The 26,903-nt window shown below is 71.0% G+C and carries 26 protein-coding genes; 20 read left to right on the top strand and 6 right to left on the bottom strand.

Annotated features, from left to right (window positions below):
* Positions 1-22: 22 nt before the first annotated feature.
* A complete protein-coding gene (gene katG, locus BJ986_RS15440) occupies positions 23-2,269 on the bottom strand; it encodes a catalase/peroxidase HPI (RefSeq protein WP_420372050.1) in 2,247 nt (748 codons plus the stop codon).
* Positions 2,270-2,375: 106 nt separating this feature from the next.
* Positions 2,376-2,828, bottom strand: coding sequence for a Fur family transcriptional regulator (locus BJ986_RS15435; protein WP_337795424.1), 453 nt, complete (start codon positions 2,826-2,828; stop codon positions 2,376-2,378).
* A gap of 171 nt (positions 2,829-2,999) precedes the next feature.
* Here BJ986_RS15435 and thrS point away from each other — a divergent pair, with 171 nt between their 5' ends.
* From thrS to pdxS, 8 genes are all read left to right on the top strand, one after another.
* Complete coding sequence (thrS, locus tag BJ986_RS15430) at positions 3,000-4,985, top strand: threonine--tRNA ligase (RefSeq protein WP_179423133.1); 1,986 nt, start codon at positions 3,000-3,002, stop codon at positions 4,983-4,985.
* 2 nt (positions 4,986-4,987) lie between these two features.
* On the top strand, positions 4,988-5,551 hold the full coding sequence (locus BJ986_RS15425; RefSeq protein ID WP_179423131.1) for an HIT family protein: 564 nt from the start codon (positions 4,988-4,990) through the stop codon (positions 5,549-5,551).
* Positions 5,552-5,564: 13 nt separating this feature from the next.
* On the top strand, positions 5,565-6,011 hold the full coding sequence (locus BJ986_RS15420) for a thiol-disulfide oxidoreductase DCC family protein (protein WP_179423129.1): 447 nt from the start codon (positions 5,565-5,567) through the stop codon (positions 6,009-6,011).
* A gap of 12 nt (positions 6,012-6,023) precedes the next feature.
* Positions 6,024-6,638, top strand: a complete 615-nt coding sequence (gene pgsA / locus BJ986_RS15415) for a phosphatidylinositol phosphate synthase (RefSeq protein WP_179423127.1) — start codon at positions 6,024-6,026, stop codon at positions 6,636-6,638.
* Between the two features lie 13 nt (positions 6,639-6,651).
* Positions 6,652-7,551: a phosphatidylinositol mannoside acyltransferase gene (locus tag BJ986_RS15410; protein WP_179423125.1), complete on the top strand. Its 900-nt coding sequence runs from the start codon at positions 6,652-6,654 to the stop codon at positions 7,549-7,551.
* A complete protein-coding gene (locus BJ986_RS15405; protein ID WP_179423123.1) occupies positions 7,548-8,735 on the top strand; it encodes a glycosyltransferase family 4 protein in 1,188 nt (395 codons plus the stop codon). Before BJ986_RS15410 ends, BJ986_RS15405 begins: the two co-directional genes overlap by 4 nt.
* Positions 8,735-9,322 (top strand): hypothetical protein, encoded by a 588-nt coding sequence (locus BJ986_RS15400; protein WP_179423121.1) that lies wholly within the window; start codon positions 8,735-8,737, stop codon positions 9,320-9,322. The genes BJ986_RS15405 and BJ986_RS15400 overlap by 1 nt, the downstream gene beginning before the upstream one ends.
* Before the next feature lie 104 nt (positions 9,323-9,426).
* The gene (gene pdxS / locus BJ986_RS15395; RefSeq protein WP_179423119.1) at positions 9,427-10,341 is read left to right on the top strand and encodes a pyridoxal 5'-phosphate synthase lyase subunit PdxS; all 915 of its coding nucleotides are present in this window, start codon (positions 9,427-9,429) and stop codon (positions 10,339-10,341) included.
* A gap of 24 nt (positions 10,342-10,365) precedes the next feature.
* On the opposite strand, the gene kynU is transcribed toward pdxS, so the two are convergent.
* Both kynU and BJ986_RS15385 read right to left on the bottom strand, forming a co-directional pair.
* Complete coding sequence (gene kynU / locus BJ986_RS15390) at positions 10,366-11,601, bottom strand: kynureninase (RefSeq protein ID WP_179423117.1); 1,236 nt, start codon at positions 11,599-11,601, stop codon at positions 10,366-10,368.
* A gap of 76 nt (positions 11,602-11,677) precedes the next feature.
* Positions 11,678-12,205, bottom strand: coding sequence for a GNAT family N-acetyltransferase (locus BJ986_RS15385; RefSeq protein WP_179423115.1), 528 nt, complete (start codon positions 12,203-12,205; stop codon positions 11,678-11,680).
* A gap of 67 nt (positions 12,206-12,272) precedes the next feature.
* Here BJ986_RS15385 and pdxT point away from each other — a divergent pair, with 67 nt between their 5' ends.
* The 10 genes from pdxT (at position 12,273) to BJ986_RS15335 (ending at position 22,438) form a co-directional block, all read left to right on the top strand.
* Entirely contained in the window at positions 12,273-12,881 is a 609-nt protein-coding gene (pdxT, locus tag BJ986_RS15380; protein WP_179423113.1) for a pyridoxal 5'-phosphate synthase glutaminase subunit PdxT, read from the top strand.
* Complete coding sequence (locus BJ986_RS15375; protein ID WP_179423111.1) at positions 12,878-13,639, top strand: YebC/PmpR family DNA-binding transcriptional regulator; 762 nt, start codon at positions 12,878-12,880, stop codon at positions 13,637-13,639. Before pdxT ends, BJ986_RS15375 begins: the two co-directional genes overlap by 4 nt.
* A gap of 97 nt (positions 13,640-13,736) precedes the next feature.
* Complete coding sequence (gene ruvC, locus BJ986_RS15370; RefSeq protein ID WP_179423109.1) at positions 13,737-14,285, top strand: crossover junction endodeoxyribonuclease RuvC; 549 nt, start codon at positions 13,737-13,739, stop codon at positions 14,283-14,285.
* A complete protein-coding gene (ruvA, locus tag BJ986_RS15365) occupies positions 14,282-14,881 on the top strand; it encodes a Holliday junction branch migration protein RuvA (RefSeq protein ID WP_179423107.1) in 600 nt (199 codons plus the stop codon). The genes ruvC and ruvA overlap by 4 nt, the downstream gene beginning before the upstream one ends.
* 3 nt (positions 14,882-14,884) lie before the next feature.
* Entirely contained in the window at positions 14,885-15,988 is a 1,104-nt protein-coding gene (gene ruvB, locus BJ986_RS15360; RefSeq protein ID WP_179423105.1) for a Holliday junction branch migration DNA helicase RuvB, read from the top strand.
* A gap of 219 nt (positions 15,989-16,207) precedes the next feature.
* Entirely contained in the window at positions 16,208-16,546 is a 339-nt protein-coding gene (yajC, locus tag BJ986_RS15355; RefSeq protein WP_238338109.1) for a preprotein translocase subunit YajC, read from the top strand.
* 12 nt (positions 16,547-16,558) lie between these two features.
* Entirely contained in the window at positions 16,559-18,388 is a 1,830-nt protein-coding gene (gene secD / locus BJ986_RS15350; RefSeq protein ID WP_337795416.1) for a protein translocase subunit SecD, read from the top strand.
* The gene (gene secF, locus BJ986_RS15345; protein WP_179423103.1) at positions 18,385-19,560 is read left to right on the top strand and encodes a protein translocase subunit SecF; all 1,176 of its coding nucleotides are present in this window, start codon (positions 18,385-18,387) and stop codon (positions 19,558-19,560) included. The genes secD and secF overlap by 4 nt, the downstream gene beginning before the upstream one ends.
* 28 nt (positions 19,561-19,588) lie before the next feature.
* The gene (locus BJ986_RS15340) at positions 19,589-20,119 is read left to right on the top strand and encodes an adenine phosphoribosyltransferase (protein WP_179423101.1); all 531 of its coding nucleotides are present in this window, start codon (positions 19,589-19,591) and stop codon (positions 20,117-20,119) included.
* A gap of 9 nt (positions 20,120-20,128) precedes the next feature.
* Positions 20,129-22,438 carry a RelA/SpoT family protein gene (locus tag BJ986_RS15335; protein WP_179423099.1) on the top strand — a complete coding sequence of 770 codons (2,310 nt, stop codon included), beginning with the start codon at positions 20,129-20,131 and terminating at the stop codon, positions 22,436-22,438.
* Between the two features lie 27 nt (positions 22,439-22,465).
* Here the strand turns inward: BJ986_RS15335 and BJ986_RS15330 are convergent, their stop codons facing one another.
* Together BJ986_RS15330 and BJ986_RS15325 are read right to left on the bottom strand one after the other, a co-directional pair.
* Positions 22,466-23,959, bottom strand: a complete 1,494-nt coding sequence (locus BJ986_RS15330) for a DUF349 domain-containing protein (protein ID WP_179423097.1) — start codon at positions 23,957-23,959, stop codon at positions 22,466-22,468.
* Between the two features lie 3 nt (positions 23,960-23,962).
* The gene (locus BJ986_RS15325; RefSeq protein ID WP_337795415.1) at positions 23,963-24,799 is read right to left on the bottom strand and encodes a peptidylprolyl isomerase; all 837 of its coding nucleotides are present in this window, start codon (positions 24,797-24,799) and stop codon (positions 23,963-23,965) included.
* Positions 24,800-24,843: 44 nt separating this feature from the next.
* On the opposite strand from BJ986_RS15325, the gene BJ986_RS15320 reads away from it, so the two are divergent.
* Together BJ986_RS15320 and hisS are read left to right on the top strand one after the other, a co-directional pair.
* Positions 24,844-25,545: an MBL fold metallo-hydrolase gene (locus BJ986_RS15320; protein WP_179423095.1), complete on the top strand. Its 702-nt coding sequence runs from the start codon at positions 24,844-24,846 to the stop codon at positions 25,543-25,545.
* Complete coding sequence (gene hisS / locus BJ986_RS15315) at positions 25,542-26,897, top strand: histidine--tRNA ligase (protein ID WP_179423093.1); 1,356 nt, start codon at positions 25,542-25,544, stop codon at positions 26,895-26,897. Before BJ986_RS15320 ends, hisS begins: the two co-directional genes overlap by 4 nt.
* The last annotated feature ends 6 nt before the right edge of the window (positions 26,898-26,903 follow it).

Below are 26,903 nucleotides of genomic sequence, written 5' to 3'. Positions count from 1 at the left end.
CGGCGACCACGGCGCGTCGTCGTCAGCCCCGGTGGACGTCGAACCGGTCGAGGTCCATGACCTTGGTCCAGGCCGCCACGAAGTCCTCGACGAAGCTCTCCTTCGCGTCGTCGCTGGCGTAGACCTCGGCCAGGGCACGCAGCTCGGAGTTGGAGCCGAACACGAGGTCCGCGCGGGTGCCGGTCCAGCGGACCTGTCCCGAGGCGTCGCGTCCCTCGAAGGTGGACGCGTCCGGGGAGGTGGAGCTCCACTGGGTCCCGAGGTCGAGCAGGTTGACGAAGAAGTCGTTCGTCAAGGTGCCGGGGGCCTCGGTCAGGACGCCGAGCTGCGAGCCGTCGTAGTTCGCCCCGAGGACGCGCAGGCCGCCGACCAGGACCGTCATCTCCGGTGCGCTGAGGGTGAGCAGGTTGGCGCGGTCGACCAGCTGGTACTCGGCGCCCAGCCGCGAACCCTTGCCGGCGTAGTTGCGGAAGCCGTCGGAGCGCGGCTCGAGGTAGCCGAAGGACTCCACGTCCGTCTGCTCCTGGGATGCGTCGACCCGACCCGGCGTGAACGGCACCTCGACTGCGTGGCCGGCTGCCCGGGCGGCCTGCTCGACGCCGACGCCTCCGGCGAGGACGATCAGGTCGGCCAGCGACACCTGGCGTCCGCCGCGCGAGTTGAACGCGTCCTGGACGCCCTCGAGGGTGCGCAGCACGGTCGCCAGCTGGGCCGGGTTGTTGACCTCCCAGCCGTTCTGGGGTGCGAGACGGATCCGGGCTCCGTTGGCGCCGCCGCGCTTGTCGCTGCCGCGGAACGACGACGCGGCCGCCCACGCGGTGGACACCAGCTGCGCGACCGTGAGGCCTGCCCCGGCGATGAGGGCCTTGAGCTCGGTCACGTCGTCGGCCGTCACGACCTCACCGGTGCGCGCGGGGAGCGGGTCCTGCCAGAGCAGCTCCTCCGTGGGCACCTCCGGACCGAGGTAGCGCGCGAGCGGGCCCATGTCGCGGTGCGTCAGCTTGAACCAGGCCCGGGCGAACGCGTCGGCGAACTCCTGGGGGTTCTCGAGGAAGCGGCGCGAGATCTTCTCGTAGACCGGGTCCACGCGCAGCGCGAGGTCGGTGGTGAGCATGGTGGGCGCGATGCGCTTCGACGGGTCGTGCGCCATCGGCGTGGTGCCCTCGCCGGCCCCGTCCTTGGGCTTCCACTGGTTGGCGCCCGCGGGGCTCTTGGTCAGCTCCCACTCGAAGCCGAACAGGTTCTCGAAGAAGTTGTTGTCCCACTGCGTCGGGGTCATCGTCCAGGTGACCTCGATGCCGCTGGTGATCGTGTCGGGGCCGGCGCCGGTGCCGAAGCTGTTCTTCCAGCCCAAGCCCATCTGCTCGAGTCCCGCGCCCTCCGGCTCGTCGGAGACGTACTTCTCGGGGTCGGCCGCGCCGTGGGTCTTGCCGAAGGTGTGGCCCCCCGCGATGAGCGCGACCGTCTCCTCGTCGTTCATCGCCATGCGCTTGAACGTCTCGCGGATGTCACGGGCGGAGGCGAGCGGGTCGGGGTCTGCGTTGGGGCCCTCGGGGTTGACGTAGATCAGGCCCATCTGGACGGCGGCCAGGGGGCTCTCGAGCTCGCGGTCACCGGTGTAGCGCTCGTCGCCGAGCCACTCGGTCTCCGGACCCCAGTAGACGTCCTCGTCGGGCTCCCACACATCCGCGCGGCCGCCGGCGAAGCCGAAGGGCGTGAAGCCCATGGACTCCAGGCTGACGTTGCCGGTGAGGACCATGAGGTCGGCCCAGGAGAGGCTGCGGCCGTACTTCTTCTTGATGGGCCACAGCAGCCGGCGGGCCTTGTCGAGGTTGGCGTTGTCCGGCCAGCTGTTGAGCGGGGCGAACCGCTGCTGCCCGGCGCCCGCACCGCCACGTCCGTCCTGCACGCGGTAGGTGCCCGCGCTGTGCCAGGCCATCCGGATCATCAGCGGCCCGTAGTGACCGAAGTCGGCCGGCCACCAGTCCTGCGAGGTGGTGAGGAGCTGGGCGATGTCGCGCTTGACCTCCGCCAGGTCGAGCGAGCTGAACGCCTCGGCGTAGTCGAAGTCCTCGCCGTAGGGGTTCGCGACGGCAGGGTTCTTGGCCAGGATCTTGAGGTTGAGGCGATCGGGCCACCAGCCGCGGGTGCTGCCACCCTGGACCGGTTCGGGGGCCCGCCCGTGCGCGACGGGGCACTTCTGCGTGCTCTCGTTCATCTCGGCGAGCTCGGTCTCGTGGTCCCCGCTGTGGGGTGCGTGGTCGGACATGACTTCCTTCCGGACGTGCTGGCTGTGGCTGTGTGGGATGTGGCTGTGTGGGATGTGGCTGTGGGATCGGGCGGGTGGGATCGGGTGGGTCGGGTGGTTCGTTCGGTCAGGTGGTTCGGTCGGGCTGGCTTGAGCAGGTGGGGCACAGGCCCCGGTAGACGACCTCGGCCTCGTCGATGGCGAAGCCATGGGTGTCGGAGGGATCGAGGCACGGAGCCGCGCCGACCGCGCAGTCGACGTCGGCGATCGCCCCGCAGGACCGGCAGACCACGTGGTGGTGGTTGTCCCCGACCCGGGACTCATACCTCGCCACCGAGCCGGGCGGCTGGATGCGACGCACCAGACCGGAGCGGGTCAGTGCCTGGAGGCAGTCATAGACGGCCTGGTGGGAGACCTCCGGCACGTCCCGTCGCGTCGCGGCGATGAGCGAGTCGGTGTCCGAGTGGGGGTGCGCGTGCACGGCCCGCAGGACCGCCACCCGGGGTCGGGTCACCCGAAGGCCCACGCCCCGCAGCTGCTGCGGCAGGTCGTCTGCGTGGACGACGGGCGGGGAGGTCACGTTCCGCAGTCTGGTCTCGTTTCTGGAACGAGTCAAGATTTCTGAGAGGGCTTTCCGCGGTCCGGAACAACTCGCGCGCGGGTGCGCACACCCGGCCGATAGCATCGGTATGCCGCCTGCGCGCCTGTGCACGCGGCATACCCAGTCGTCCCATCACCAGGAGTGAGCACCGTGTCTGCCCAGATCACCGTCACCGTCGCCGGAAGCGAGCGATCGGTGCCGGAGCAGACGACCGCTGCCGACCTGTTCGAGGGGGACCGGGCGGTCCTCGTGGCCCGCGTCAACGGTGAGCTGCGCGACCTCGCGCACGTGCTGGCCGACGGCGACGCCGTCGAGCCGGTGACCGCGCAGGAGCAGGACGGGCTGGACGTGCTGCGGCACAGCGCCGCCCACGTCCTGGCGCAGGCAGTCCAGGAGGTGAACCCCAAGGCGAAGCTGGGCATCGGTCCGCCGGTGCGCGACGGGTTCTACTACGACTTCGACGTCGCCGAGCCGTTCACCCCCGAGGACCTCAAGGCCCTCGAGAAGGTCATGCAGCGCATCGTCAACGAGGGCCAGACCTTCGCGCGCCGCGAGGTCACCGACGCGCAGGCCGCCGTCGAGCTGGCCGACGAGCCCTACAAGATCGAGCTGATCGGGCTCAAGGGCGGAGCAGCCGGCGATGCCGCCGAAGGAGCCGACGTCGAGGTCGGCGGGGCCCAGCTCACCATCTACGACAACCTCAAGCGCGACGGGTCACGGGCCTGGGGCGACCTCTGCCGAGGTCCCCACGTGCCGTCGACCAAGGTGCTCGGCAACGCGTTCAAGCTGATGCGCAGCGGCGGCGCCTACTGGCGGGGCAGTGAGAAGAACCCGCAGCTCCAGCGCGTCTACGGCACCGCCTGGCCGACCAAGGACGAGCTCAAGGCCTACCTCGACCGGCTCGCCGAGGCCGAGAAGCGCGACCACCGCAAGCTGGGCGCCGAGCTCGACCTCTTCAGCTTCCCCGACGAGCTCGGGTCGGGCCTGGCCGTGTTCCACCCCAAGGGCGGGATCATCAAGCGCGAGATGGAGGACTACGTCCGTCGCCGCCACATCGAGGAGGGCTTCGAGTACGTCGGGACCCCGCACATCAGCAAGGACGGCCTGTTCCACACCTCGGGCCACCTGCCGTACTACGCGGACACCATGTTCCCGCCGATGGAGTTCGAGGGCACCGAGTACCGCCTCAAGGCGATGAACTGCCCGATGCACAACCTCATCTTCCGCTCGCGCGGTCGGTCCTACCGCGAGTTGCCGTTGCGGCTGTTCGAGTTCGGCTCGGTCTACCGGTTCGAGAAGTCCGGCGTGGTGCACGGCCTCACCCGGGTGCGCGGCATGACCCAGGACGACTCGCACTCCTACGTCACCGCCGAGCAGGCGCCCGGCGAGGTCAAGCACCTGCTCGACTTCTGCCTCGGCCTGTTCCGCGACTTCGGGCTCGACGACTTCTACCTCGAGCTGTCGACCCGTGACACCGAGGGCGACAAGAAGGACAAGTTCATCGGCTCCGACGAGCAGTGGGAGGTGGCCACCTCCGTCCTCGAGCAGGTCGCCGCCGAGTCCGGGCTCGAGCTCGTGCCCGACCCGGGTGGAGCCGCCTACTACGGGCCCAAGATCTCGGTGCAGGCGCGCGACGCCATCGGGCGAACCTGGCAGATGTCGACCATCCAGTACGACTTCAACCAGCCCGAGCGGTTCGGCCTCGAGTACCAGGCCTCCGACGGCTCGAGGAAGCAGCCGGTGATGATCCACTCGGCGAAGTTCGGCTCGATCGAGCGGTTCATCGGCGTGCTCGTCGAGCACTACGCGGGGGCGTTCCCCGTGTGGCTGTCCCCGGTGCAGGTGCTGGGGATCCCGGTGGCCGACGAGTTCAACGACTACCTCTGGGACGTGCTCTCGCAGATGAAGGCCAAGGGGATCCGGGTCGAGCTCGACGAGAGCGACGACCGGTTCCCGAAGAAGATCCGCAACGCGAGCAAGTCCAAGGTACCGTTCACCCTCATCGCCGGCGAGGAGGACCGCAGCGCAGGCGCGGTGTCGTTCCGCTACCGCAACGGCGAGCAGAAGAACGGGGTGCCGATCGCGGACGCGATCGCGGAGGTCGTCGAGGCCGTCGCCTCACGTCGTCAGGTCTGAGCATGGGTCTGAGCAGGGGCGACGCGATGGAGCCCGACACGGACTTCGCGGGGACGCGTGACGGCTTCGAGCGGCTGTGGACCCCGCACCGGATGGCGTACGTGACGGGGGAGCGTCCCAGCGAGGACGCGGGAGACGGCTGCCCGTTCTGCGCGGCGCCGGCCAAGGACGACCAGGCCGGGCTCATCGTGCACCGCGGCACCACCTGCTTCGTCGTGATGAACCTGTTCCCCTACAACCCCGGTCACGTCCTGGTCTGCCCCTACCGCCACGCCTCGCTCTACGTCGACCTGACGGACGAGGAGACGACCGAGTTCACCCTGCTCACCAAGCAGGTCATCGCCGCGATCGACGCGGCGTCGGCCCCGCACGGCTACAACATCGGGATGAACCAGGGCGCCGTGGCCGGCGCGGGCGTCCAGGCCCACCTTCACCAGCACATCGTGCCGCGGTGGGGCGGCGACATGAACTTCCTGCCGGTCATCGGGCAGACCAAGGCCCTGCCGATGCTGCTCGAGGACGTCCGCTCGCGCCTGGTCGCCGCATGGCCCGGGGTCGGTGGGTGACAGAGTGGGGGACATGGACGCGGTGACGAGGACAGGCTCGGGACGGGCGCGGGGGCTGCTCATCTTCGACGGCGACTGCGGGTTCTGCACGACCAGTGCCCGGTTCGCCACGCGGTGGGTGGACCGCCGGAGCCGGTACGACATCCAGCCGTGGCAGCAGGTCGACCTCGGTCGGTTCGGGCTCACCGAGCAGGACTGCATCGAGGCCGCGCAGTTCGTCCGCCCGGACGGGAGCGTCGCGTCCGCCCACCTGGCCATCGCCGAGGGTCTCAAGCACGGCGCCCCGCTGTGGCGGCCGCTGGGCCACCTCGTCACGCTGCCGGGGATCAGCTGGGTCGCCGGGCGGGTCTACACGTGGGTGGCGGACCACCGGTACGCCCTTCCCGGCGGCACCCCGGCATGCGCTCCCACGAAACCGTCCGACAGCGGGGTTGCAGGGTCGGCGGCCCGGCCTCAGTAGGCTGACCCCACCATGCTCAACAAGTACGCACGCGCCCTCTTCACGAGGATCTTCACGCCGGTCGCCCGGTTGTTCCTCGCGCTGGGGATCAGCCCTGACATCGTGACGATCGTCGGGACGATCGGCGTGTGCGTCGGCGCCCTGGCCTTCTACCCCCGGCACGAGTTCTTCTGGGGCACCCTGGTCATCACCCTCTTCGTCTTCTCCGACACCGTCGACGGCGTGATGGCGCGGATGTCCGGCCGCTCCGGCAAGTGGGGGGCGTACCTCGACTCCACGCTGGACCGCGTCGGCGACTCCGCCATCTTCGGAGGCCTCGTGCTCTGGTATGCCGGCAGCGGCGCCAACTTCCTGATGGCCGTGCTCGCGCTCGCCTGCCTCATCCTGGGCAGCGTGGTGTCCTACGCCAAGGCCCGCGCAGAGGGTCTGGGGTTCACCGCGAACGTGGGGATCGCGGAGCGTGCCGACCGGCTCGTCGCCGTGCTTGCCGTGACCGGGCTGGTGGGTCTGGGCCTGCCCGAGGTCGTGCTCACGGTCGTGCTTGCCCTGCTCGCCGTCGCCAGCCTCGTCACGGTGTTCCAGCGCATGCTGCTCGTGCGTCGGCAAGCCCTGGTCGAAGCCTCCTGAGCGGCCGCCCGAGATGACCGGCCTCGGCGACCTCCTCGCCGTCAGCGGCTACCGCCTTGGGTGGCGCACCGTGCGGATGCTGCCCGAGCGCACGGCATACACGGTGTTCGAGCAGATCGCGGACCTGACCGTCGCCCGGGGTGGCAAGGGCGTGCAGCGCCTGCGGAGCAACTACGCGACGGTGCGGCCCGAGCTCGACGACGCCGGGCTCGATGCCCTGGTGCGCGCGGGCATGCGCTCCTACCTGCGTTACTACTGCGAGGCGTTCCGGCTTCCCGACCGCACTGCTGAGCAGGTCGCCGCCATGGTGCGGGTGGAGGGCGACGGGCCGGTGCGGGCCGAGCTCGCGGCGGGACGACCGGTCGTGTGCTTCCTCGGTCACCTCGGCAACTGGGACCTGGCCGGCGCGTGGGGTACCAAGGAGCTCGCGCCCGTCGTCACCGTCGCCGAACGCCTCGAGCCCGAGGAGGTGTATGCCGAGTTCCTCGCCTTCCGGGAGTCGCTCGGGATGACGATCCTGCCGCTGACCGGTGGCGGGGACGTGTTCGCGCAGCTGCGGGGCCACCTCGCCGCACCGGTGCTGATGCCGCTGCTGGCGGACCGCGACCTGACCGACCGCGGCATCGAGGTCGACCTGTGTGGCCACCGGTCGAAGATGGCCGCTGGACCGGCGGCGCTGGCGCTGGGCTCCGGCGCGGCGCTGCACCCCGTGTCGATCCACTACGAGCGGCTCGACACCTCGACCTGGCGGCACCGCATCGTCATCACCTTCCACGACCGGGTCGAGGTGCCCTCGACCGGCACGACCCGGGCCAAGGCGGTCGCGATGACGCAGGCCTGCGCCGACGTGCTCGGCACGGCAATCGTGGAGCACACCGCCGACTGGCACATGCTCCAGCGGGTGTTCGTATGAGGATCGGCATCGTCTGCCCCTACTCCTTCGACGTGCCCGGGGGAGTGCAGTACCACGTCCGCGACCTCGCGGAGCACTTCCTCGGCCAGGGACACCACGCCTCGGTCCTCGCACCGGCCGACGAGGACACCCCCCTGCCCGACTACGTCGAGTCCGTCGGCCGCGCCGTTCCGGTGCGGTACAACGGCTCCGTCGCCCGGCTGAACTTCGGGCCGCTGACCGCCGCGCGGGTCGGCCGCTGGCTGGAGGCGGGCGACTTCGACGTGCTGCACATCCACGAGCCCGTGACGCCCAGCATCGCGCTGCTGGCCCTGTGGTCGGCCGAGGGCCCCGTGGTGGCCACCTTCCACACGTCGAACCTGCGGTCCCGCGCGATGCAGGCGGCCTACCCGCTGCTGCGCCCGAGCCTGGAGAAGATCAACGGCCGGATCGCCGTCTCGGAGGATGCCCGGCGGACCGTCACCACCCACCTGGGAGGGGATGCGGTCGTCATCCCCAACGGGGTCAACGTCTCCCGGTTCGCCGATGCCCTGCCTGCCGCCGAGTGGACGGGCACCGAGTCCGCCCCCACCATCGCGTTCCTCGGGCGGATCGACGAGCCGCGCAAGGGCCTTCCGGTGCTGGCCGCGGCCCTGCCGGCCGTCCTGGCCAGGTATCCCGGGACTCGGGTGCTGGTGGCCGGGCCCGGTGACGTGCAGGCCGCTCGAGAGCGCCTCGACCCGGCCGTGGCCGCTGCCACCCACTTCCTCGGCACGGTCAGCGACGACGACAAGGCCGTGCTGCTGTCATCGGTCGACCTCTACGTCGCGCCGCACACCGGGGGAGAGAGCTTCGGCATCGTGCTGGTCGAGGCGATGAGCGCCGGAGCGCCGGTCGTGGCGAGCAACCTGCCGGCGTTCGTCCGGGTCCTCGACGGCGGACAGGCCGGGGCGACGTTCACCAGCGAGGACGGGGCCGACCTGGCTCGGCAGCTGTTGCGCCTGCTGGGCGACCCTGCGGAGCGCGCACGGCTCGGCGAGGCCGGACACCGCCGGGCGTGGGTGTTCGACTGGTCGGTCGTCGCCGAGGACGTCATGGCGGTCTACGACACGGTCACGCACGGTTCGGAGGACTCCCGCGCCGACCCGGTCGCCGACACGAGATGGACGCGGCTGCTGCGCGGTCGCAGGGGAGGAGAGGGCTGATGGACTGGCTGACGTGGGGCGTCGTGGTCGTGGCCGTGCTGATCGGTGTCGCCTGGTACCTGTCCTACAACGCGGCCCGCCTCGACCGGCTGCACACCCGGGCCGAGGGCGCGCTGTCCGCGCTGGACGCCCAGCTCGTGCGCCGCGCCGAGGCGACCCTCGAGCTGGCCAACTCGGGCCTGCTCGACCCCGCCAGCGCCTTCATGCTCGCGGGAGCCGCATCCGGGTCCCTCGAGGCCCACAACGAGCGCGCTCTCGAGGACGACCTCCTCGACGGCCAGCGGTTCGGCGGGAGGGAGGAGCTGGAGAACGACCTGACGGCCGCCCTCCAGGCGGCGCTCACGGCGGACGTCGTGGGCACCCTGCGCGGCGCGGAGGCCGGGGCGCTCGGGGTCAGTGGCCTCCAGCGGGTGGAGGCGGCCGGCATCCGGGTGCAGCTGGCCAGGCGCTTCCTGAACGACGCGGTCACCGACGTGCAGCGGGTCCGGCGCAAGGGGGTCGTCCGCTGGTTCCGCCTCGCCGGCCACGCCGACCTGCCCCGCACGGTCGAGTTCGACGACGAGCTGCCGCCGGCCGTGCGGGAGTGATCCGCGCGCTGGCCGCGGTCGGCAGGCCGTCCCGCACCAACTAACATTGGGCCTGAAGCGCGTTCCCTGCGCTGCGCCCTGAACAGATCTGGAGTAGGTCCGCCATGTCCGCCGAGAGCACCACCCCCGCCACGCAGCCCACCACCGGCACGTCACGCGTCAAGCGCGGCATGGCCGAGATGCTCAAGGGCGGCGTCATCATGGACGTCGTCAACGCCGAGCAGGCCAAGATCGCCGAGGACGCCGGCGCCGTCGCCGTCATGGCCCTCGAGCGGGTCCCCGCCGACATCCGCGCCCAGGGTGGCGTGTCCCGGATGTCCGACCCGGACATGATCGACGGCATCATCGAGGCCGTCTCGATCCCGGTCATGGCCAAGGCCCGCATCGGTCACTTCGTCGAGGCCCAGGTGCTGCAGTCCCTCGGCGTCGACTACATCGACGAGTCCGAGGTGCTGACCCCGGCCGACTACGCCAACCACATCGACAAGTGGGCCTTCACGGTGCCCTTCGTCTGTGGTGCGACCAACCTCGGTGAGGCCCTGCGCCGCATCACCGAGGGGGCGGCGATGATCCGCTCCAAGGGTGAGGCCGGCACCGGGGACGTCTCCAACGCCACCACCCACATGCGCCAGATCCGCCAGCAGATCCGCAAGCTCCAGAACCTCCCCGAGGACGAGCTGTTCGTCGCGGCGAAGGAGCTGCAGGCCCCGTACGAGCTCGTCAAGGAGGTCGCCGAGGCCGGCAAGCTCCCCGTCGTGCTCTTCACGGCCGGTGGCATCGCGACCCCGGCCGACGCGGCGATGATGATGCAGCTCGGTGCCGAGGGTGTCTTCGTCGGCTCCGGCATCTTCAAGTCCGGCAACCCGGCCCAGCGCGCCGAGGCGATCGTCAAGGCCACCACGTTCTTCGACGACCCCGATGTGATCGCCAAGGTCTCGCGCGGCCTGGGCGAGGCCATGGTCGGCCTCAACGTCGACGAGATCCCCGAGCCGCACCGGCTCTCCGAGCGCGGCTGGTAGCAGCGATCCCGCCTCGCAGCGCCGTCAGGTGACGGTGCTGCGGGCGCGGAACTCGTCGCGCTCGTACTCCCGCCCCTCGAGCACCGCGGCGAGGTGCTCGGCGGCGGCGACGACGTCGGCGTGCGAGAGGTAGAGCGGGCTGAAGCCGAGCCGGACGATGTCCGCCTCCCGGAAGTCCCCGATGACGCCACGGGCGATGAGCGCCTGCACCACGGCATACGCCTCGGGGTGGCGCAGGCTCACCTGCGAGCCGCGCCGCGCGTCCTCGCGCGGCGTGGCCAGGGGAAGGTCAACGCCCAGGGCGTCGAGCGCCTCGATGAACAGCCCGGTCAGCGACAGCGACCGGGCCCGCACCTCCTCGATCGACAGCCCGTCGTAGGCCGTGAGCGCAGCTTCCAGCGTGAGCAGGCTGAGCAGGGGAGCGGTGCCGACCCGGGCCCGGGTGATCGTCGCCGCGGGGTCGTAGTCGGTGGACATCCCGAACGGGTCGGCGTGCCCCTGCCATCCGGCGAGGGGGTTGTCGAAGGCCGCGAGGTGCTCGCGTCGGACGTAGATGAAGGACGGCGCGCCCGGACCGCCACTGAGGTACTTGTAGCCGCAGCCCACCGCGAGGTCGGCCCCACCCTCGTCGAGCCCGACCGGCATCGCCCCGGCCGAGTGGCACAGGTCCCAGCAGACCAGCGCACCCACGTCATGCGCGGCCCGCGTCAGGGCCGGCAGGTCCCACTGCTCACCGGTCCGGTAGTCGACCTGGGAGTAGGCCGCCAGTGCCAGGGACTCACCCAGCTCCGCGATCCGCGCCGGCGCCTCGGGGGTCGGCACCAGCTCGAGGGTCAGGCCGAGCAGCTCGCAGGCCGACCGCGCGATGTAGACGTCCGTGGGGAAGGAGTCGGGGTCGGTGAGGACCGTGCTCCGGCCGGGACGCATGCGGGACGCCGCGACGATGGCCTTGAAGAGGTTGACCGACGTCGAGTCCGTCACGACGACCTGGCCCGGGCCGGCCCCCACGAGTGACCCGATCCGGTCGCCGACGCGTTCGGGAGCGCCCCACCAGTCCGACTCGTTCCACGCCCGGATGAGCTGCTCGCCCCACTGCCGGGAGACCACGTCGGCGGCCGTCTCGGCGGCGGCGACCGAGAGCGCACCGAGGGAGTTGCCGTCGAGGTAGATGACCCCGTCGGGGATGCGGAAGGCGCTGCGCCGGTCGGTGGAGGAGTGCTCGGCGTCGAGGGCTGCGGCGCGGCTGGCGAGGTCGGTCATGTCCGCAACCTACCGGCGCGCGCGACGCTCTGGTCAGGGCCCGCCACGGTGCCGTGCCGGTCAGTCGTGGTGCCGGTCAGTCGGGCAGCGCCATGAACAGCACCGGCAGGTGGTCGTCGGGCAGCCACCACGGGCGGCCCTCACCGACCACCCGCCAGCCGCTGCGCCGGTAGAGCTCGACAGCCGACGCGGTCTCCTGCACGACGTCCAGCACGGGGACGCGGCGCGAGGCGCGGATCGCCGACACGGCCGTAGCCAGGAGCGCCTTGCCCACCCCGCGACCGCCGACCTCGGGGTCGACGAAGAGGACGGCCACCGCGGCGAGCTCTGTCCGGGGCCGCCCCGTCCCAGCGGTCCACAGGTCGGCCTCGAGCCCGGGCTCGACCCGTGAGACGGCGACGTGGCCGACGACCCGGCCGTCGAGCTCGGCGACCCAGGCCGCGTCCTCGTCAGCCCGGGCGATGAACGACTCGACGGGGAACGGCAGCGGCCAGTTCTGCGGGTAACCGGAGACCGGCTGCTGCGCGGCCAGCACCTCCGCCAGGACGGGGATGTCCTGCGTGGTGCGCTCGCGCACCACCACCTCGAGCACCTGCTCCCGCATGCGGCCACTGTAGGTCGCGGCCGGGGTGGGGCAGGGCGGCGGTCCAGCCGGACGTAGCATTCCGGGCGTGAGCGCCCAGCCGACCATCGGAGTCCTCGCCGTCCAGGGAGATGTGCGGGAGCACCTGCATGCCGTGGAGCAGGCGGGTGCCCGCGGGGCCACTGTGCGTCGGACCTCCGAGCTGGACGCGGTGGATGCCCTCATCATCCCGGGGGGCGAGTCGACCACCATGGACAAGCTGGTCCGGGCGTTCGACCTGCGCGACCCCCTGCGCGCGCGCCTGGCAGCCGGTATGCCGGCCTACGGCTCGTGCGCGGGGATGATCATGCTCGCCGATCGCATCGCCGACGCGCGCGCCGACCAGCAGACCCTGGGAGGGCTGGACATCACGGTGCGGCGCAACGCGTTCGGCCGCCAGGTGGACTCGTTCGAGGAGGACCTGCACATCCGGGCGATCGGCGGTGCGCCGATGCGGGCCGTGTTCATCCGGGCGCCGTGGGTCGAGGAAGTGGGCGAGGGGGTCGAGGTGCTGGCCCGCGTGGAGGACGGTCCCGCCGCAGGTAGGATCGTCGCCGTTCGTCAGGGGTCGTTGATGGCCACCTCCTTCCACCCGGAAGTGACCGGTGACCACCGGTTCCACCAGTTGTTCGTCGAGATCGTGAGAGGCAACGCATGAGCGGCCACAGCAAATGGGCAACCACCAAGCACAAGAAGGCTGCCATCGACGCGAAGCGCGGCAAGCTCTTCGCGAAGCTCATCAAGAACATCGAGGTCGCGGCCCGCACCGGCGGCGGTGACCCGACCGGCAACCCCACGCTCTACGACGCCATCCAGAAGGCCAAGAAGACGTCGGTGCCCAACACCAACATCGACAACGCGGTCAAGCGCGGGTCCGGTGCGACGGCAGGCGGCGCCGACTGGGAGACCATCACCTACGAGGGCTACGCCCCGGGCGGGGTCGCCGTGCTCATCGAGTGCCTGACCGACAACCGCAACCGCGCGGCTGCCGAGGTCCGCACCGCCCTGACGCGCAACGGCGGCCAGCTCGCCGACCCGGGCTCGGTCTCCTACGTCTTCGACCGCAAGGGCGTCGTCGTCGTCCCCAAGGGCGACAAGACCGAGGACGACATCCTCGAGATCGTCCTCGAGGCCGGGGCCGACGAGGTCAACGACCTCGGGGACGCGTTCGAGATCATCTCCGAGGCCACCGACTTCGTCGCCGTCCGCAAGGCCGTCCAGGACGCCGGGATCGACTACGACTCGGCCGAGGCGTCGTGGGTGCCGAACCTCAAGGTGCCGCTGGACGCCGACGGCGCGCGCAAGATGATCCGGGTCATCGAGGCCCTCGAGGACTCCGACGACGTGCAGGACGTCTTCGCCAACGGCGACATCAGCGACGAAGTGCTCGCCGAGATCGAGGACGACGACGAGTAGGCGCGTGTTGCTGCGCTCGTCGGTGCGGACCGGTGTGTAGCGTTCGAACCGAACACTTGTTCGGAAACGCCAGGTCGGAGATGAGGGAGCAGCAGTCGTGCGCGTACTCGGGGTCGATCCCGGCCTGACCCGGTGTGGCATCGGGGTGGTCGAAGGCGGTCGTGGCCGACAGGTCCGGCTCGTCGCGGTCGGCGTCGTGCGGTCCCCGGCGACCGAGCCCACGGCCCGGCGGCTGCTCCACCTCCAGACCGAGCTCGAGACCTGGCTCGACCGGTTCCAGCCCGACGCGGTCGCGGTCGAGCAGGTCTTCGCGGACGTCAACGTCGCCAGCGTCATGCAGACCATGCAGGCCTCTGCGATCCCGCTGCTGGCCGCCGCGCGCAGGGGTCTGCCCGTCGAGCTGCACACCCCGACCTCGGTCAAGGCCGCGGTGACGGGCTCGGGCCGGGCAGACAAGGCCCAGGTGACCACCATGGTCACCCGGATCCTGCGGATGGAGTCGGCCCCCAAGCCCGCCGACGCCGCGGATGCCCTCGCCATCGCGATCTGCCACCTGTGGCAGGGCGCGGCCAGCAGCCGGCTGCAGGAGGCCGCCCGCGCGGAGCAGGCCCGACTGCGCGTGGGCCGAGCGGCGGTGGCCCGGTGATCGCCTCGGTCCGCGGATCGGTGCGGCACATCGGTCTCGACCGCGTCGTCGTCGAGGTCGGGGGAGTCGGCATGCTGCTGCACACGACCCCGGCCACCGCGTCGGCCCTGCACCTCGGTCAGGAGACCCTGCTCGCCACGACCCTCGTGGTCCGCGAGGACTCCCTGACCCTCTACGCCTTCACGTCCGACGACGAGCGTGACATCTTCGAGCAGGTGCAGACCGTCTCCGGCGTCGGACCGCGCATCGCCCTGGCCATGCTCTCGGTGCTGGCTCCCGACCGCCTGCGGGCGGCCGTCACCAGCGCCGACCTCACCACGCTGACGAAGGTGCCCGGCATCGGTCGCAAGGGCGCGGAGCGGATCGTCCTCGAGCTCCGCGACAAGCTCGGGATGCCGTCCGCGGGGGCCGGTGCCACGACTGCCGTGCCGGCGGTGGGCGCCGCGTGGCGTGACCAGGTGGCCGAGGCGCTCGTGGGTCTCGGATACTCCGCGAAGCAGGCTGACGACGCCGTGTCGAGGGCCGCGGACGCCGTGCCCTCAGGAGCCGACGTCTCCGCGATGCTGCGCGCGGCCCTGCGCGAGCTGGGGCGCTAGGCCATGGCCGACGGGTTCTCCTCCGAGATGTTCGAGGACTCCTCGCTCGACGCCACCGCGCGGGTGGTCGACTCCGACGGCGATGCCGACGAACGCACCGTCGAGGCGGCACTCCGCCCTCGCCGGCTGAGCGAGTTCACCGGCCAGACCCGGGTGCGCGACCAGCTGTCGCTCGTGCTCGAGGCGGCCAGGCGACGCGGCACTCCGCCCGACCACGTGCTGCTCTCCGGTCCGCCCGGCCTGGGCAAGACCACCCTCGCCATGCTCATCGGCACCGAGCTCGAGCGTCCCATCCGGATCACCAGCGGACCCGCGATCCAGCACGCCGGCGACCTGGCGGCGGTGCTCTCCTCGCTCATGGAGGGCGAGGTGCTGTTCCTCGACGAGATCCACCGGATGTCGCGGTCGGCCGAGGAGATGCTCTACCTCGCCATGGAGGACTTCCGGGTCGACGTCATCGTCGGCAAGGGCCCCGGCGCAACGGCCATCCCGCTCGAGCTGCCGGCGTTCACCGTCGTCGGTGCCACCACCCGGGCAGGGCTGCTGCCCGCGCCGCTGCGTGACCGGTTCGGCTTCACCGGGCACCTGGACTTCTACGCCGCGCAGGACCTCGTCACGATCCTCGAGCGGTCGGCGCGACTGCTCGACGTGTCTGCCGACACCGACGGCATCACCGAGATCGCGCGCCGCTCCCGGGGCACCCCGCGCATCGCGAACCGCCTGCTGCGACGGGTGCGCGACTGGGCGCAGGTGCACGGACGCGATGTCGTCGACGCCGAGGCGGCGCATGCCGCCCTGGCGCTGTTCGACGTCGACGACCGCGGCCTGGACCGGCTCGACCGTGCCGTCCTCGACTCCCTCTGCAGGCGGTTCGGCGGGGGACCGGTCGGGCTGTCGACGCTGGCCGTCGCCGTGGGGGAGGAGGCCGACACCGTCGAGACGGTCGCCGAGCCGTTCCTCGTCCGGGAGGGCTTCATCACCCGCACCCCGCGTGGCCGGGCCGCGACCGCCCTGGCGTGGGAGCACCTCGGTCTGACCCCTCCGCACGGCTACCAGGCCCAGCCCAGCCTGCCGCTCGACACCGGCGAGGGTCGGTTCGGCGGGTAGGTCGCGGCCGGCATCGCCCAGTCGTCCACGGCACCCCTGCGTGCGTGCACGGCTGCCGCGCCAAAGGTCACAATTGGAACGCAGCCACGGTGGGGCACGTTGGTCGGTATGCCGCGCGTCACCTACACTCGGGCGGTCCCCCGGCTGGAGCCGGGGACTCGCGCGTGCCCGAGTCCGTGGCGCCGCACCCCGCCTGCCCCAACCCGAAGGGACTGCTCCATGACGTTAGGCATGCCGGCCACGCTGGCGGCGGTCGCGGCGTCCGGCGGTGGTTCGCCCGTCGCCAGCCTGCTGATCTTCGCCCTGCCGGTGCTGCTCATCCTGTTCATGGTGTTCAGCCAGCGTCGGCGCCAGCGCGAGGTCCAGTCGCTGCAGGCGGCCCTGGTGGTCGGCGACGAGGTCTGCACGACCTCGGGGCTCTACGGCACCATCGCGTCCCTCGACGACAGCACCGCCACCCTGGAGATCAGCCCCGGGGTCACCGTCCGCTTCGACCGGCGCGCCATCGGCACCAAGACGGTGCCCACCGGCCCGGTCGCGCCCGGCACCACCGAGTAGAGGTCCCAGCACGTGGCAATCAACCCGCACAACCGCAAGCCGCTGAAGGTCCTGTCGGCGCTGGCCGCCCTCACCATCGGCCTCTACGCCCTCCTCTTCGCCGTCACCACCTGGGGTGACGCCCAGTGGCAGCCCAAGCTGGGCCTCGACCTGGACGGGGGCACCCAGCTCGTGCTGAAGCCCGTGCTGGTCGGCAACGCCAAGGTCACCAGCGACCAGCTGACCCAGGCGCGCGACATCATCGTCCAGCGCGTCGACGCCAACGGCGTCGCGGGCGCCGAGGTGACCACACGCAACAACGAGGACATCGTCGTGAGCGTCCCGGGCACCAGCCTGGACAAGACGACCGAGGACGCCATCCGCAAGTCCTCGCAGATGCGCTTCCGCCCGGTCCTCGCGACTGCCCCGGGGGTGAACCAGCCGACCCCGACGAGCACCGGCACCGCGACCGGCGCCCCCACCGGTGCGGCCACGGGCACCGCCACGCCCGGCACCGTGGTGCCCAAGCCCTCCGCCACCGCGACCGGCTCGGCCACCACAGCCAAGTCCGGCCTGCCCGAAGCGTTCATCAAGGCCACGACTCCGCCCACCCCGACGGGCGCCGCGACCGCGACGACCGGCGCCGCGACCGCGACGACCGGCGCGACGACGGGGACCCCGACCGGCTCGACCGCCACGCCGAAGGACGCCAGCGACCCCGCCTGGATCACCCCGGACGTCTCCAAGGCCTTCCAGGCGCTGGACTGCTCCAACGCCGCCGCGGTCGACAAGATCGTCGACGACCCCGCCAAGCCGCTCGTGACCTGCAGCGCCGACGGTTCCGAGAAGTACATCCTCGGCCCGGTCGTGGTGAACGGTGACCAGATCAACGACGCGGCCGCGGGCTACCGGCCCCTGGCGAACGGTCAGCCGTCCAGCACCGTCGAGATCACGCTGAGCTTCAAGTCCGAGGGCACCAAGGCCTACGGCGAGGCGAGCAAGCGAATGGTCACCCTCCCGTCGCCGCGCAACCAGATGGCCGCCACCCTGGACTCCCGCGTCATCGTGGCGCCGTACTTCCAGGCCGCGATCCTCGACGGCCAGGCCAGCATCTCCGGGAACTTCACGATCGAGTCGGCCCGCAACCTGGCCAACCAGCTCAAGTTCGGCGCCCTGCCGCTGTCGTTCACCCTGCAGACGCGTGACCAGATCAGCCCGACCCTCGGCAGCGAGCAGCTCCGGATGGGTCTGATCGCCGGCATCATCGGCTTCGCGCTCGTCTTCCTGTACTCCCTGGCCCAGTATCGCGCGCTCGGCCTGGTCACGGTGCTGTCGATCGTCATCGCGGCCCTGCTGACCTATGTCGCGATCGCGCTGCTCGGCTGGTCACACAACTTCAGGTTGGACATGGCGGGGGTGACAGGGCTGATCGTGGCCATCGGTGTCACCGCGGACTCGTTCATCGTGTACTTCGAACGCATCCGGGACGAGGTGCGCGAGGGCCGACCGCTGCGGGCCGCCGTCGACACCGGCTGGCGCCGGGCCCGGCGCACGATCCTCGCCGCCGACGGCGTGAACTTCCTCGCCGCCGTCGTCCTCTACGTGCTCGCGTCCTCCAACGTGCGCGGGTTCGCCTTCACCCTGGGACTCACCACCCTGATCGACCTGCTCATCGTGGTGATGTTCACCCACCCGCTCGTGGCGATCCTCGCCGGGACGAAGTTCTTCGGTGGTGGCCACAGGTGGTCCGGGCTCGACCCGGAGCGGCTGGGAGCCAAGGCACACAAGCCCAGGTATGCCGGGCGCGGACGGGTCGCGATGCCGACCACCGCCTCGGTCGCGAGCGACGGGAGCGCGCTGTGATCAACTTCGCCGCACTGGGCAACGACCTCTACACCGGCAAGCGGTCGATCGACTTCGTCGGTCGCTACAAGCGGTGGTACGCCCTGTCAGGGGTGTTCTTCCTGCTCGCCATCATCGGCCTGGTCTGGCACGGGCTGAACCTCAGCCTCGAGTTCCGCGGAGGCTCGGAGTTCCGGGTGTCCTCCGTCACGAGCTCGGCGAACTACGAGGCCCGGGCGAAGGCCGCTGTCAGCCGCATCCCGAACGCCGGCGCAGCCGAGGTGACCAAGGTCGGCACCGGCACCATCAGGGTGCAGACCGAGCAGCTCAAAGAGTCCGAGATCCGCGACGTGCAGTCGGCGCTGGCCACCGAGTTCAAGACCGACGTCAACAACGTCTCCGCGTCGTTCGTCGGCCCCTCATGGGGTGCCTCGGTCAGCCAGCAGGCGCTCAAGGCCCTGGCCGTGTTCCTCGCCCTCGTCTCGATCGTGATGGCGATCTACTTCCGCACCTGGAAGATGGCCGTCGCCGGCCTGGTGGCCCTGCTGCACGACCTCTTCATCACCGTGGGCATCTACGCGCTGGCCGGTTTCGAGGTCTCCCCGGCCACGATGATCGGCTTCCTCACGATCCTCGGATACTCGCTCTACGACACGGTCGTCGTCTTCGACAAGGTGCGCGAGAACACCAGCGAAGCGCTCGGCAACGGCCGCATGACGTACGCCCAGGCCGCGAACCTCGCGGTCAACCAGACCTTGGTGCGCTCGATCAACACCACGATCGTCGCGCTGCTGCCGATCGGGTCGATCCTGGCCATCGGCTTCGTCTTCCTCGGTCCCGGCACCCTGCTGGACCTGGCACTGGCTCTGTTCGTCGGTATCGCCGTCGGCGCCTACTCCTCGATCTTCATCGCCACCCCGCTGCTGGTGCACCTGCGCCTGAAGGAGCCGGCGGTCGTGGACCTCGGGAAGAAGGCCCTGCGCTACCAGGCCCGTCACGGTGGCGTCGTCTCCTCGTCGGATGCGGCACCCGTCCCCCACGAGCCGGACGCGGAGGAGCTCGCCGCTGCGGGCGCCGCCCGTGACTCGGTCCCAGCGGTGGGCCGTCAGGCGGGTGTCGTCCGGGAGACGCACAAGTACGCCACGAGCGGCCCGCGCAACCAGCCGAAGCGCCCCCCGAAGTCGCGACGGTGAACCAGCCCACGTGCGCTGGGGTCGCAGCGTGAGCCAGACGCTCGCCGAGCGCGTCACCGCGCGGCTGCGCGACATCCCCGACTTCCCCAGCCCGGCGATCCTGTTCAAGGACGTCACCCCCGTGCTCGCCGACCCCGAGGTCTTCGGCGCCGTCATCCGCGACATGGCGGACCGGCGCCGGGGCAGCATCGACGTCGTCGTCGGGATCGAGGCGCGTGGCTTCATCTTCGGCGCAGCCCTGGCCCACGAGCTGGGGGTGGGTTTCGTGCCGGTGCGCAAGTCGGGCAAGCTGCCCGGCGACACCGTCGGACTGACCTACGACCTCGAGTACGGGACGGCCACCATCGAGATCCACAGCGACGCCTTCGTGGGCGGCGAGCGGGTCCTGCTGGTCGACGACGTGCTCGCCACCGGAGGCACGGCCGAGGCGGCGTGCCGACTGCTCGACCAGGTGGGGGCCACCGTCGTGGCCTTCGAGACGCTCGTCGAGCTCGCGTTCCTGCCCGGACGGCAGCGGCTCGCAGGACGTGAGATCCACGCCACCGTGGTGGTCCCGTAGGCTTCCAGCATGACCGAGGACGTCGTCACCGGACCGGTACCCACCGGTGCGTCCTCGGCGAGCCGCGTCCGCGCCCGACTGGCCCGCTTCGGTAGTCGCGGAGGTCCGCTCAACCCGGTCCTCGAGCCACTGCTCCAGACGGTGCGAGCCACCCACCCGAAGGCTGACCTGACCGTCATCGAGCGCGCCTACGTCGTCGCCGAGGAGGCGCACCGGGGCCAGACGCGGAAGTCCGGCGACGCCTACATCACCCACCCGCTGGCCGTGACCACCATCCTGGCCGAGCTCGGCATGACGCCGGCCACCCTGGCCGCGGCGCTGCTGCACGACACGGTGGAGGACACGGCATACAGCCTCACGCAGCTGGAGAAGGACTTCGGCCGCGAGGTCGCGATGCTCGTCGACGGTGTCACCAAGCTGGACAAGGTGACCTACGGCGACGCGGCCCAGGCCGAGACCGTCCGCAAGATGGTCGTCGCGATGGCCCGAGACATCCGGGTGCTCGTGATCAAGCTGGCCGACCGGCTGCACAACGCCCGGACCTGGCGGTACGTGTCGGTGGAGTCCGCCCAGCGCAAGGCCCGCGAGACGCTGGAGATCTACGCCCCGCTGGCGCACCGGCTCGGCATGAACACCATCAAGTGGGAGCTCGAGGACCTGTCGTTCGCGACGCTCTACCCCAAGGTGTACGACGAGATCGTGCGGCTGGTGGCCGAGCGCGCGCCGGCGCGCGAGGAGTTCCTCTCAGGGGTCCGCGACCAGGTCAGCGAGGACCTCAGGGGCGCGAAGATCAAGGCGACGGTGACGGGCCGACCCAAGCACTACTACTCCGTCTACCAGAAGATGATCGTCCGGGGCCGCGACTTCGAGGACATCTACGACCTCGTGGCGGTGCGGGTCCTGGTCGACTCGGTGCGCGACTGCTACGCCGCGCTCGGGGCGCTGCACGCGCGGTGGAACCCCCTGCCGGGGCGGTTCAAGGACTACATCGCGATGCCGAAGTTCAACATGTACCAGTCCTTGCACACCACCGTCATCGGCCCCGAGGGCAAGGCCGTCGAGATCCAGATCCGCACCCACACCATGCACCGCCGGGCCGAGTACGGCGTCGCGGCGCACTGGAAGTACAAGGAGGACGGCACGGCGCCGGCCGCCGGGGCCAAGGACGGCGAGACGGGCCCGATCAACGACATGGCCTGGCTGCGCCAGCTGCTCGACTGGCAGAAGGAGACCGCCGACCCGGGGGAGTTCCTCGACTCACTGCGGTTCGAGATCAACGCCCGCGAGGTCTATGTCTTCACGCCGAAGGGCGAGGTCGTGGCGCTGCCGGCCGGCGCGACCCCGGTGGACTTCGCCTACGCGGTGCACACCGAGGTGGGCCACCACTGCATCGGCGGCCGCGTCAACGGCCGGCTCGTCCCGCTCGAGTCGACCCTCGAGAACGGCGACGTCGTCGAGGTGCTCACCTCCAAGGCTGATGGAGCCGGCCCCTCCCGCGACTGGCTCACGTTCGTCAAGTCGCCGCGGGCCCGCAACAAGATCAAGCAGTGGTTCTCCAAGGAGCGCCGTGAGGAGGCGATCGAGACCGGCAAGGACGCGATCGCCCGTGCCATGCGCAAGGAGGGCCTGCCGCTCCAGCGGCTGCTCACCGTCGAGACGCTGACCGGCCTCGCCTCCGAGCTGCGCTACCAGGACATCGACGCCCTGTATGCCGCGGTGGGCGAGGGGCACGTGTCCGCCCAGCACGTGGTGGGCCGGCTCGTGGTCTCCCTCGGGGGCGAGGAGGGCGCGTCCGAGGACCTCGCCGAGGCGACCACGCCGACGCGGTCGATGCGGCGGCGCACCGGCGACCCGGGTGTCGTCGTGGTCGGCACGGCCGACGTGTGGGTCAAGCTGGCCCGGTGCTGCACGCCCGTGCCGGGTGACCCGATCATGGGGTTCATCACCCGGGGCAACGGGGTGTCCGTGCACCGCACCGACTGCACCAACGCCGAATCCCTTCTCTCGCAACCGGATCGGATGATCGAGGTCGAGTGGGCGCCGTCGTCGGCGTCGGTCTTCCTCGTGCAGCTCCAGGTCGAGGCGCTGGACCGCAACCGCCTGCTGTCCGATGTGACGAGGGTGCTGTCGGACCAGCACGTCAACATCCTGTCCGCCTCCGTGCAGACTTCGCGCGACCGGGTCGCGATCAGCAAGTTCACCTTCGAGATGGGTGACCCGAGCCACCTCGAGCACGTGATGAAGGCCGTCCGGAAGATCGACGGGGTGTTCGACGTCTACCGGATCACGGGGACCAAGGCCACCGCCGCAAAGGCGTAGCTCCGCGCCGTCCCGGCCCGAACGCGCCTAGGAACCGAACTCGTCGACGTTGCCGCGGGCCTGGGCCAGCCACTGCTCCTGGGCCTCGAGCTTGGCCTGGGCGTCCTTGACCTTCTTCTCGTTGCCCGAGGCCTGGGCCTTGGCGAGGTCGTCGCGCAGTGCCGAGACCGAGGCCTCGAGCTGGTCGACCATGCTCTGGGCGCGGGCAGCGACCTCGGGGTTGGACTGCTTCCAGCGCTGGTCCTCGGCGTCACGGACGGCCTGCTCGATGCGGCGCATCCCCTTCTCCATCCGCTCCACGTCGCCGCGGGGCACCTTGCCGGCTGCATCCCACTTGTCCTGCAACGTGCGCAGCGCGGCCTTGGCGGCTTCGAGGTCCTTGACGGGGAGGATCGACTGGCCCTCCTTGAGCAGCTCCTCCTTGACGGCCAGGTTGCCGCGGAACTCGTCGTCATCCTTGGCCGCGATCTCGTCCTTCGCCGAGAAGAACGCGTCCTGGGCGGCCTTGAAGCGCTCCCACAGGGCGTCGTCGTCCGACCGCGACGCCCGTCCGGCCTGACGCCAGCGGTCCATCAGTCGCTTGAAGGCGCCGGCCGTCTGGCCCCAGTCGGTGCTGGTCGAGAGGGCCTCGGCCTCCTTGACGAGCTCCTGCTTGGCCGCCTTGGCCTCGGCCTGGGTGCCTTCGAGCTGGGCGAAGTGGACGCGTCGGGCCTTGTCGAACGAGTTGCGGGCCTGGCTGAACCGCTGCCAGAGGGCGCCTTCGGTCTCCCGGTCGAGGCGAGCCCCCTCACGCTGGTGCTTCTTCCAGGTGTCGAGCAGCTCGCGCATCCGGGCGCCACTGGTCTTCCACTGGATCTTGGCTTCGGGCTGCCCGGCGATCTTCTCGGCCTCGGCCACGATCGCCTCGCGCTCGACCGCCGCCGCGGCCCGCGCCGCGCTGCGCTCGGCGGACTCGGTGGCCTTGCGCGCCGCCACCAGGGCTGCGATCTCCTCGACCTTGGCGTCGAGGGCGGCGAGGTCGCCGACGACGTTGGCCCCCGTGCAGTGCTCGCGCAGCTTGGCCAGGCCCTCGGCCGCGTCCTTGGCCGACAGGTCCGTCGTGGTCAGCCGCTGGTGGAGCAGCTCCGCCGAGGCGTAGAGCTCGTCGTACTTGCGGGCGAAGTAGTGCAGGGCCTCGTCGGGGGTGGCTCCGGGGTAGGCACCCACCTCGCGCTCCCCGTCGGCGGTGCGGACGAAGACCGTGCCGTCCTCGCCGACGCGTCCGAAGGTCTCCGAGGGCGGCCCGGGCGGCGCGGCGACCGTCAGGGCGGCAGGCTGGGGGTGGGCGACCTTGCGGACCGCCGCCGGTGTCGGCACGGGGCCCGGCTTCGGGATCGGCCGCGGGACCGGCTTCGGCGCGGGTGCAGCGGCCTCGGGGGCAGCGTCGGGTTCCGGCGCCGCTGCGGCCTCGGGGGCGGCCTCGGGGGCGGGAGTCGGGGTGGAGTCGGGCTCGGTGTCGGGCTCGGGCGTCTGCTCGGTCACGGGTCAGGCCTTCTTCTCGGTCACAGCAACCTTGAGGATGCTGATGGGCGCGGCCGGGGCACCATCGGTGGCGCCCCCGCTCACGCCTGCTGCGGCGATCTTGTCGACAATATCCATACCGCCGGTCACCGTGCCGAAGATGGAGTAGCCCGCAGGCACACTGCTCAGGTCGGTGTCCCGGTAGACGATGAAGAACTGGTCGGCGTTGGAGTTCGGGTCGGTCGTGCGTGCCATGGCCAGGCTGCCGCGCGGGTACTTGCCGTCCTTGGGTGCGTTCTCGATGCCGTAGCTGTAGCCGGGGCCGGTCCCGGCGCCACCCATCGGGTCTCCGCACTGGAGGACGAACAGGGGGACCGGCTGCGCAACCTTCGTGATGCGGTGGCAGGGCGAGTCGGCGAAGTAGCCGGCCTTGGCCAGCCCGACGAACGAGGCGACCGTCTGGGGTGCCTTGGCGCCGTCGAGCCGGAGCGTGATGTCACCGCAGTTCGTGGTCACGACCGCCGTGAAGGTCTTGCCCGCCGCAGTGGCCTTGTTCGGCTTGGCGACCTTGGTGATCTTCGTGGGAACGGGGGGCGCCGGGGTGCAGCCCGCTACCGCCGCGGTCGTGGCCGAGGGGGCCGAGGTCGCGGAGGCCGAGGATCCCTTCGGCGCCGCGGCGGGGGTGGTGTCGTTCTTGAGCTGGGTGCTGAGGAAGACGAACCCGGCCACCACGACGAGCGTGGCGACCACGACCCCGAGGGCCTGGCGGTTGCGCGCGGCCTCCCGTTGCTGCTGGGCGCGCTTGGCATCGACCTTCATGGCACGGCGGCGCGCAGCGGCGCGCTCCTGTTCCCTCGTCACGCGCGCCAGTCTAGGCAGGAGGTCGGGTGACTAGGCTGCGGGCCGTGCTCACAGTCGCATTTCCCGCCGCCGCCTTCGACACCAACTGCTACGTCCTGGCCCCCGCCGCGGGGGAGGAGTGCGTGATCGTCGACCCCGGCATCGGGGTGGAGGAGACGCTGCGCGCAGTGCTCACCGAGCACCGGCTGCGCCCGGCCGCGGTGCTGCTGACCCACGGGCACATCGACCACGTGTACTCGGTGACGCCGGTCTGCGGAGCCGACACCGCGGCATACATCCACGGCGACGACCGCTATCGGCTGGTGGACCTGCTGGCGAACGTCAATCCCGGCCTGCTCGGCATGCTCGAGCAGCAGTTCGGCAGCAAGGCGACCTGGACCGAGCCCAGCAAGGTCGTCGAGATCCGGGACCGGGCCGCCCTGGAGCTGGCCGGCCTGACTTTCGAGGTGCTGCACGCACCGGGACACACGGAGGGGTCTGTCATGTATGCCGTGGACGCGGTGCCCGACGGCATCGCCGACCAGGTGGACGTCGACCGCACGGTGCTCAGCGGGGACGTGCTGTTCGCGGGCTCGATCGGGCGCACCGACCTTCCCGGCGGGGACCCCGCGGCGATGAACCGGTCGCTGCGCGACGTCGTGCTGCCACTGCCCGACACCACGCTCGTGCTCCCCGGTCACTACCAGGCCACCACCATGGACCGCGAACGGGCGACCAACCCCTATTTGCAAGGATTGGCCCCGTGAAGATCACCCCGATCAGCGGTTTCCCCGAGCACCTCCCGGCCGAGCGGATCATCGAGCAGCAGTTCCTCGACGTCATCCGCGAGACGTTCGAGCTGCACGGGTTCGCGTCGATCGAGACCCGCGCCGTCGAGCCGGTGGAGCGGCTGCTGGGCAAGGGCGGGGACGCCGACAAGGAGATCTACGCCGTCACGCGGCTGGCGGAGGCGTCCGAGGGACGCGCCGACTCCGATGCCGAGCTGGGCCTGCACTTCGACCTCACGGTGCCGTTCGCGCGGTACGTCCTGGAGAACGCGGGCCACCTGTCGTTCCCGTTCCGCCGGTACCAGATCCAGAAGGTCTGGCGTGGCGAGCGGCCCCAGGAGGGCCGGTACCGCGAGTTCACCCAGGCCGACATCGACGTGGTCGACGTCGGCGAGCTCGCCCCGCACTTCGAGGCGGAGATGCCGCTCGTCATCGCCGAGGTCTTCCGCAAGCTGCCCGTCGGCCGGATGGTCATCCAGGTCAGCAACCGCCAGATCCCCGAGGGGTTCTACCTCGGCATCGGTGTCGAGGACGTGGTCGGCACCCTGCGCATCGTCGACAAGCTCGACAAGCTCGGCCGGGCCAAGGTCAGGGAACTCCTCGTGGAGGCGGGCCGGACCCCCGAACAGGCTGACCAGTGCCTGGCGCTGGCGGCGATCCGCACCGAGGACCTCTCGTTCGTCGATCAGGTGCGCGCGCTCGGCGTCGAGCACCCGACCCTCGACGCGGGGCTCGACGCCTTGGCCGCCGTCATCCGGACCGGTCTCGATAACGCCCCGGGTGCCCTGGTCGCGGACCTCAAGATCGCGCGGGGGCTCGACTACTACACGGGCACCGTCTACGAGACCCAGCTGGTCGGCTACGAGTCGTGGGGCTCGTTCTGCTCCGGTGGCCGCTACGACTCGCTGGCCTCGGACGGGAGGACGACCTATCCCGGCGTCGGGATCTCGATCGGCGTCTCGCGGCTGCTCGGCCTGCTCATCGGCAAGGGCCTGCTCGTCGCCAGCCGCTCGACCCCGGCGTGCGTCCTGGTCGCGGTCAACGACGAGGAGAGCCGGGCGGTGTCCACCGGGGTCGCCACCGAGCTGCGGGCACGCGGCATACCGTGCGAGGTCGCGCCCAAGCCCGCCAAGTTCGGCAAGCAGATCAGGTATGCCGAGCGGCGGGGGATCCCGTACGTCTGGTTCCCCGGCGCAGCCGGCGACGGCGACGGCGAACGGGGCGACCAGGTCAAGGACATCCGCTCCGGCGACCAGGTCGACGCCGACGCCACCTCGTGGGAACCTCCGACCCAGGACCTGCGCCCGCAGGTCGTCCGCGCGCAGAGCTGAGCACCC

The sequence above is a fragment of the Pedococcus badiiscoriae genome (genome assembly GCF_013408925.1).
GTDB classification, from domain to species: domain Bacteria; phylum Actinomycetota; class Actinomycetes; order Actinomycetales; family Dermatophilaceae; genus Pedococcus; species Pedococcus badiiscoriae.
The sequence above is the reverse complement of the archived record's forward strand: the minus strand, read 5'-3'. Positions and strand labels throughout refer to the sequence as shown.

Coding starts and splice junctions, on each gene's coding strand:
- katG (WP_420372050.1), bottom strand. CDS start 2,269: ATGTCCGACCACGCACCCCACAGCGGGGACCACGAGACCGAGCTCGCC.
- BJ986_RS15425 (WP_179423131.1), top strand. CDS start 4,988: ATGGGTCTGAGCAGGGGCGACGCGATGGAGCCCGACACGGACTTCGCG.
- BJ986_RS15420 (WP_179423129.1), top strand. CDS start 5,565: ATGGACGCGGTGACGAGGACAGGCTCGGGACGGGCGCGGGGGCTGCTC.
- pgsA (WP_179423127.1), top strand. CDS start 6,024: ATGCTCAACAAGTACGCACGCGCCCTCTTCACGAGGATCTTCACGCCG.
- BJ986_RS15410 (WP_179423125.1), top strand. CDS start 6,652: ATGACCGGCCTCGGCGACCTCCTCGCCGTCAGCGGCTACCGCCTTGGG.
- BJ986_RS15405 (WP_179423123.1), top strand. CDS start 7,548: ATGAGGATCGGCATCGTCTGCCCCTACTCCTTCGACGTGCCCGGGGGA.
- BJ986_RS15400 (WP_179423121.1), top strand. CDS start 8,735: ATGGACTGGCTGACGTGGGGCGTCGTGGTCGTGGCCGTGCTGATCGGT.
- pdxS (WP_179423119.1), top strand. CDS start 9,427: ATGTCCGCCGAGAGCACCACCCCCGCCACGCAGCCCACCACCGGCACG.
- kynU (WP_179423117.1), bottom strand. CDS start 11,601: ATGACCGACCTCGCCAGCCGCGCCGCAGCCCTCGACGCCGAGCACTCC.
- BJ986_RS15385 (WP_179423115.1), bottom strand. CDS start 12,205: ATGCGGGAGCAGGTGCTCGAGGTGGTGGTGCGCGAGCGCACCACGCAG.
- BJ986_RS15375 (WP_179423111.1), top strand. CDS start 12,878: ATGAGCGGCCACAGCAAATGGGCAACCACCAAGCACAAGAAGGCTGCC.
- ruvB (WP_179423105.1), top strand. CDS start 14,885: ATGGCCGACGGGTTCTCCTCCGAGATGTTCGAGGACTCCTCGCTCGAC.
- yajC (WP_238338109.1), top strand. CDS start 16,208: ATGACGTTAGGCATGCCGGCCACGCTGGCGGCGGTCGCGGCGTCCGGC.
- BJ986_RS15335 (WP_179423099.1), top strand. CDS start 20,129: ATGACCGAGGACGTCGTCACCGGACCGGTACCCACCGGTGCGTCCTCG.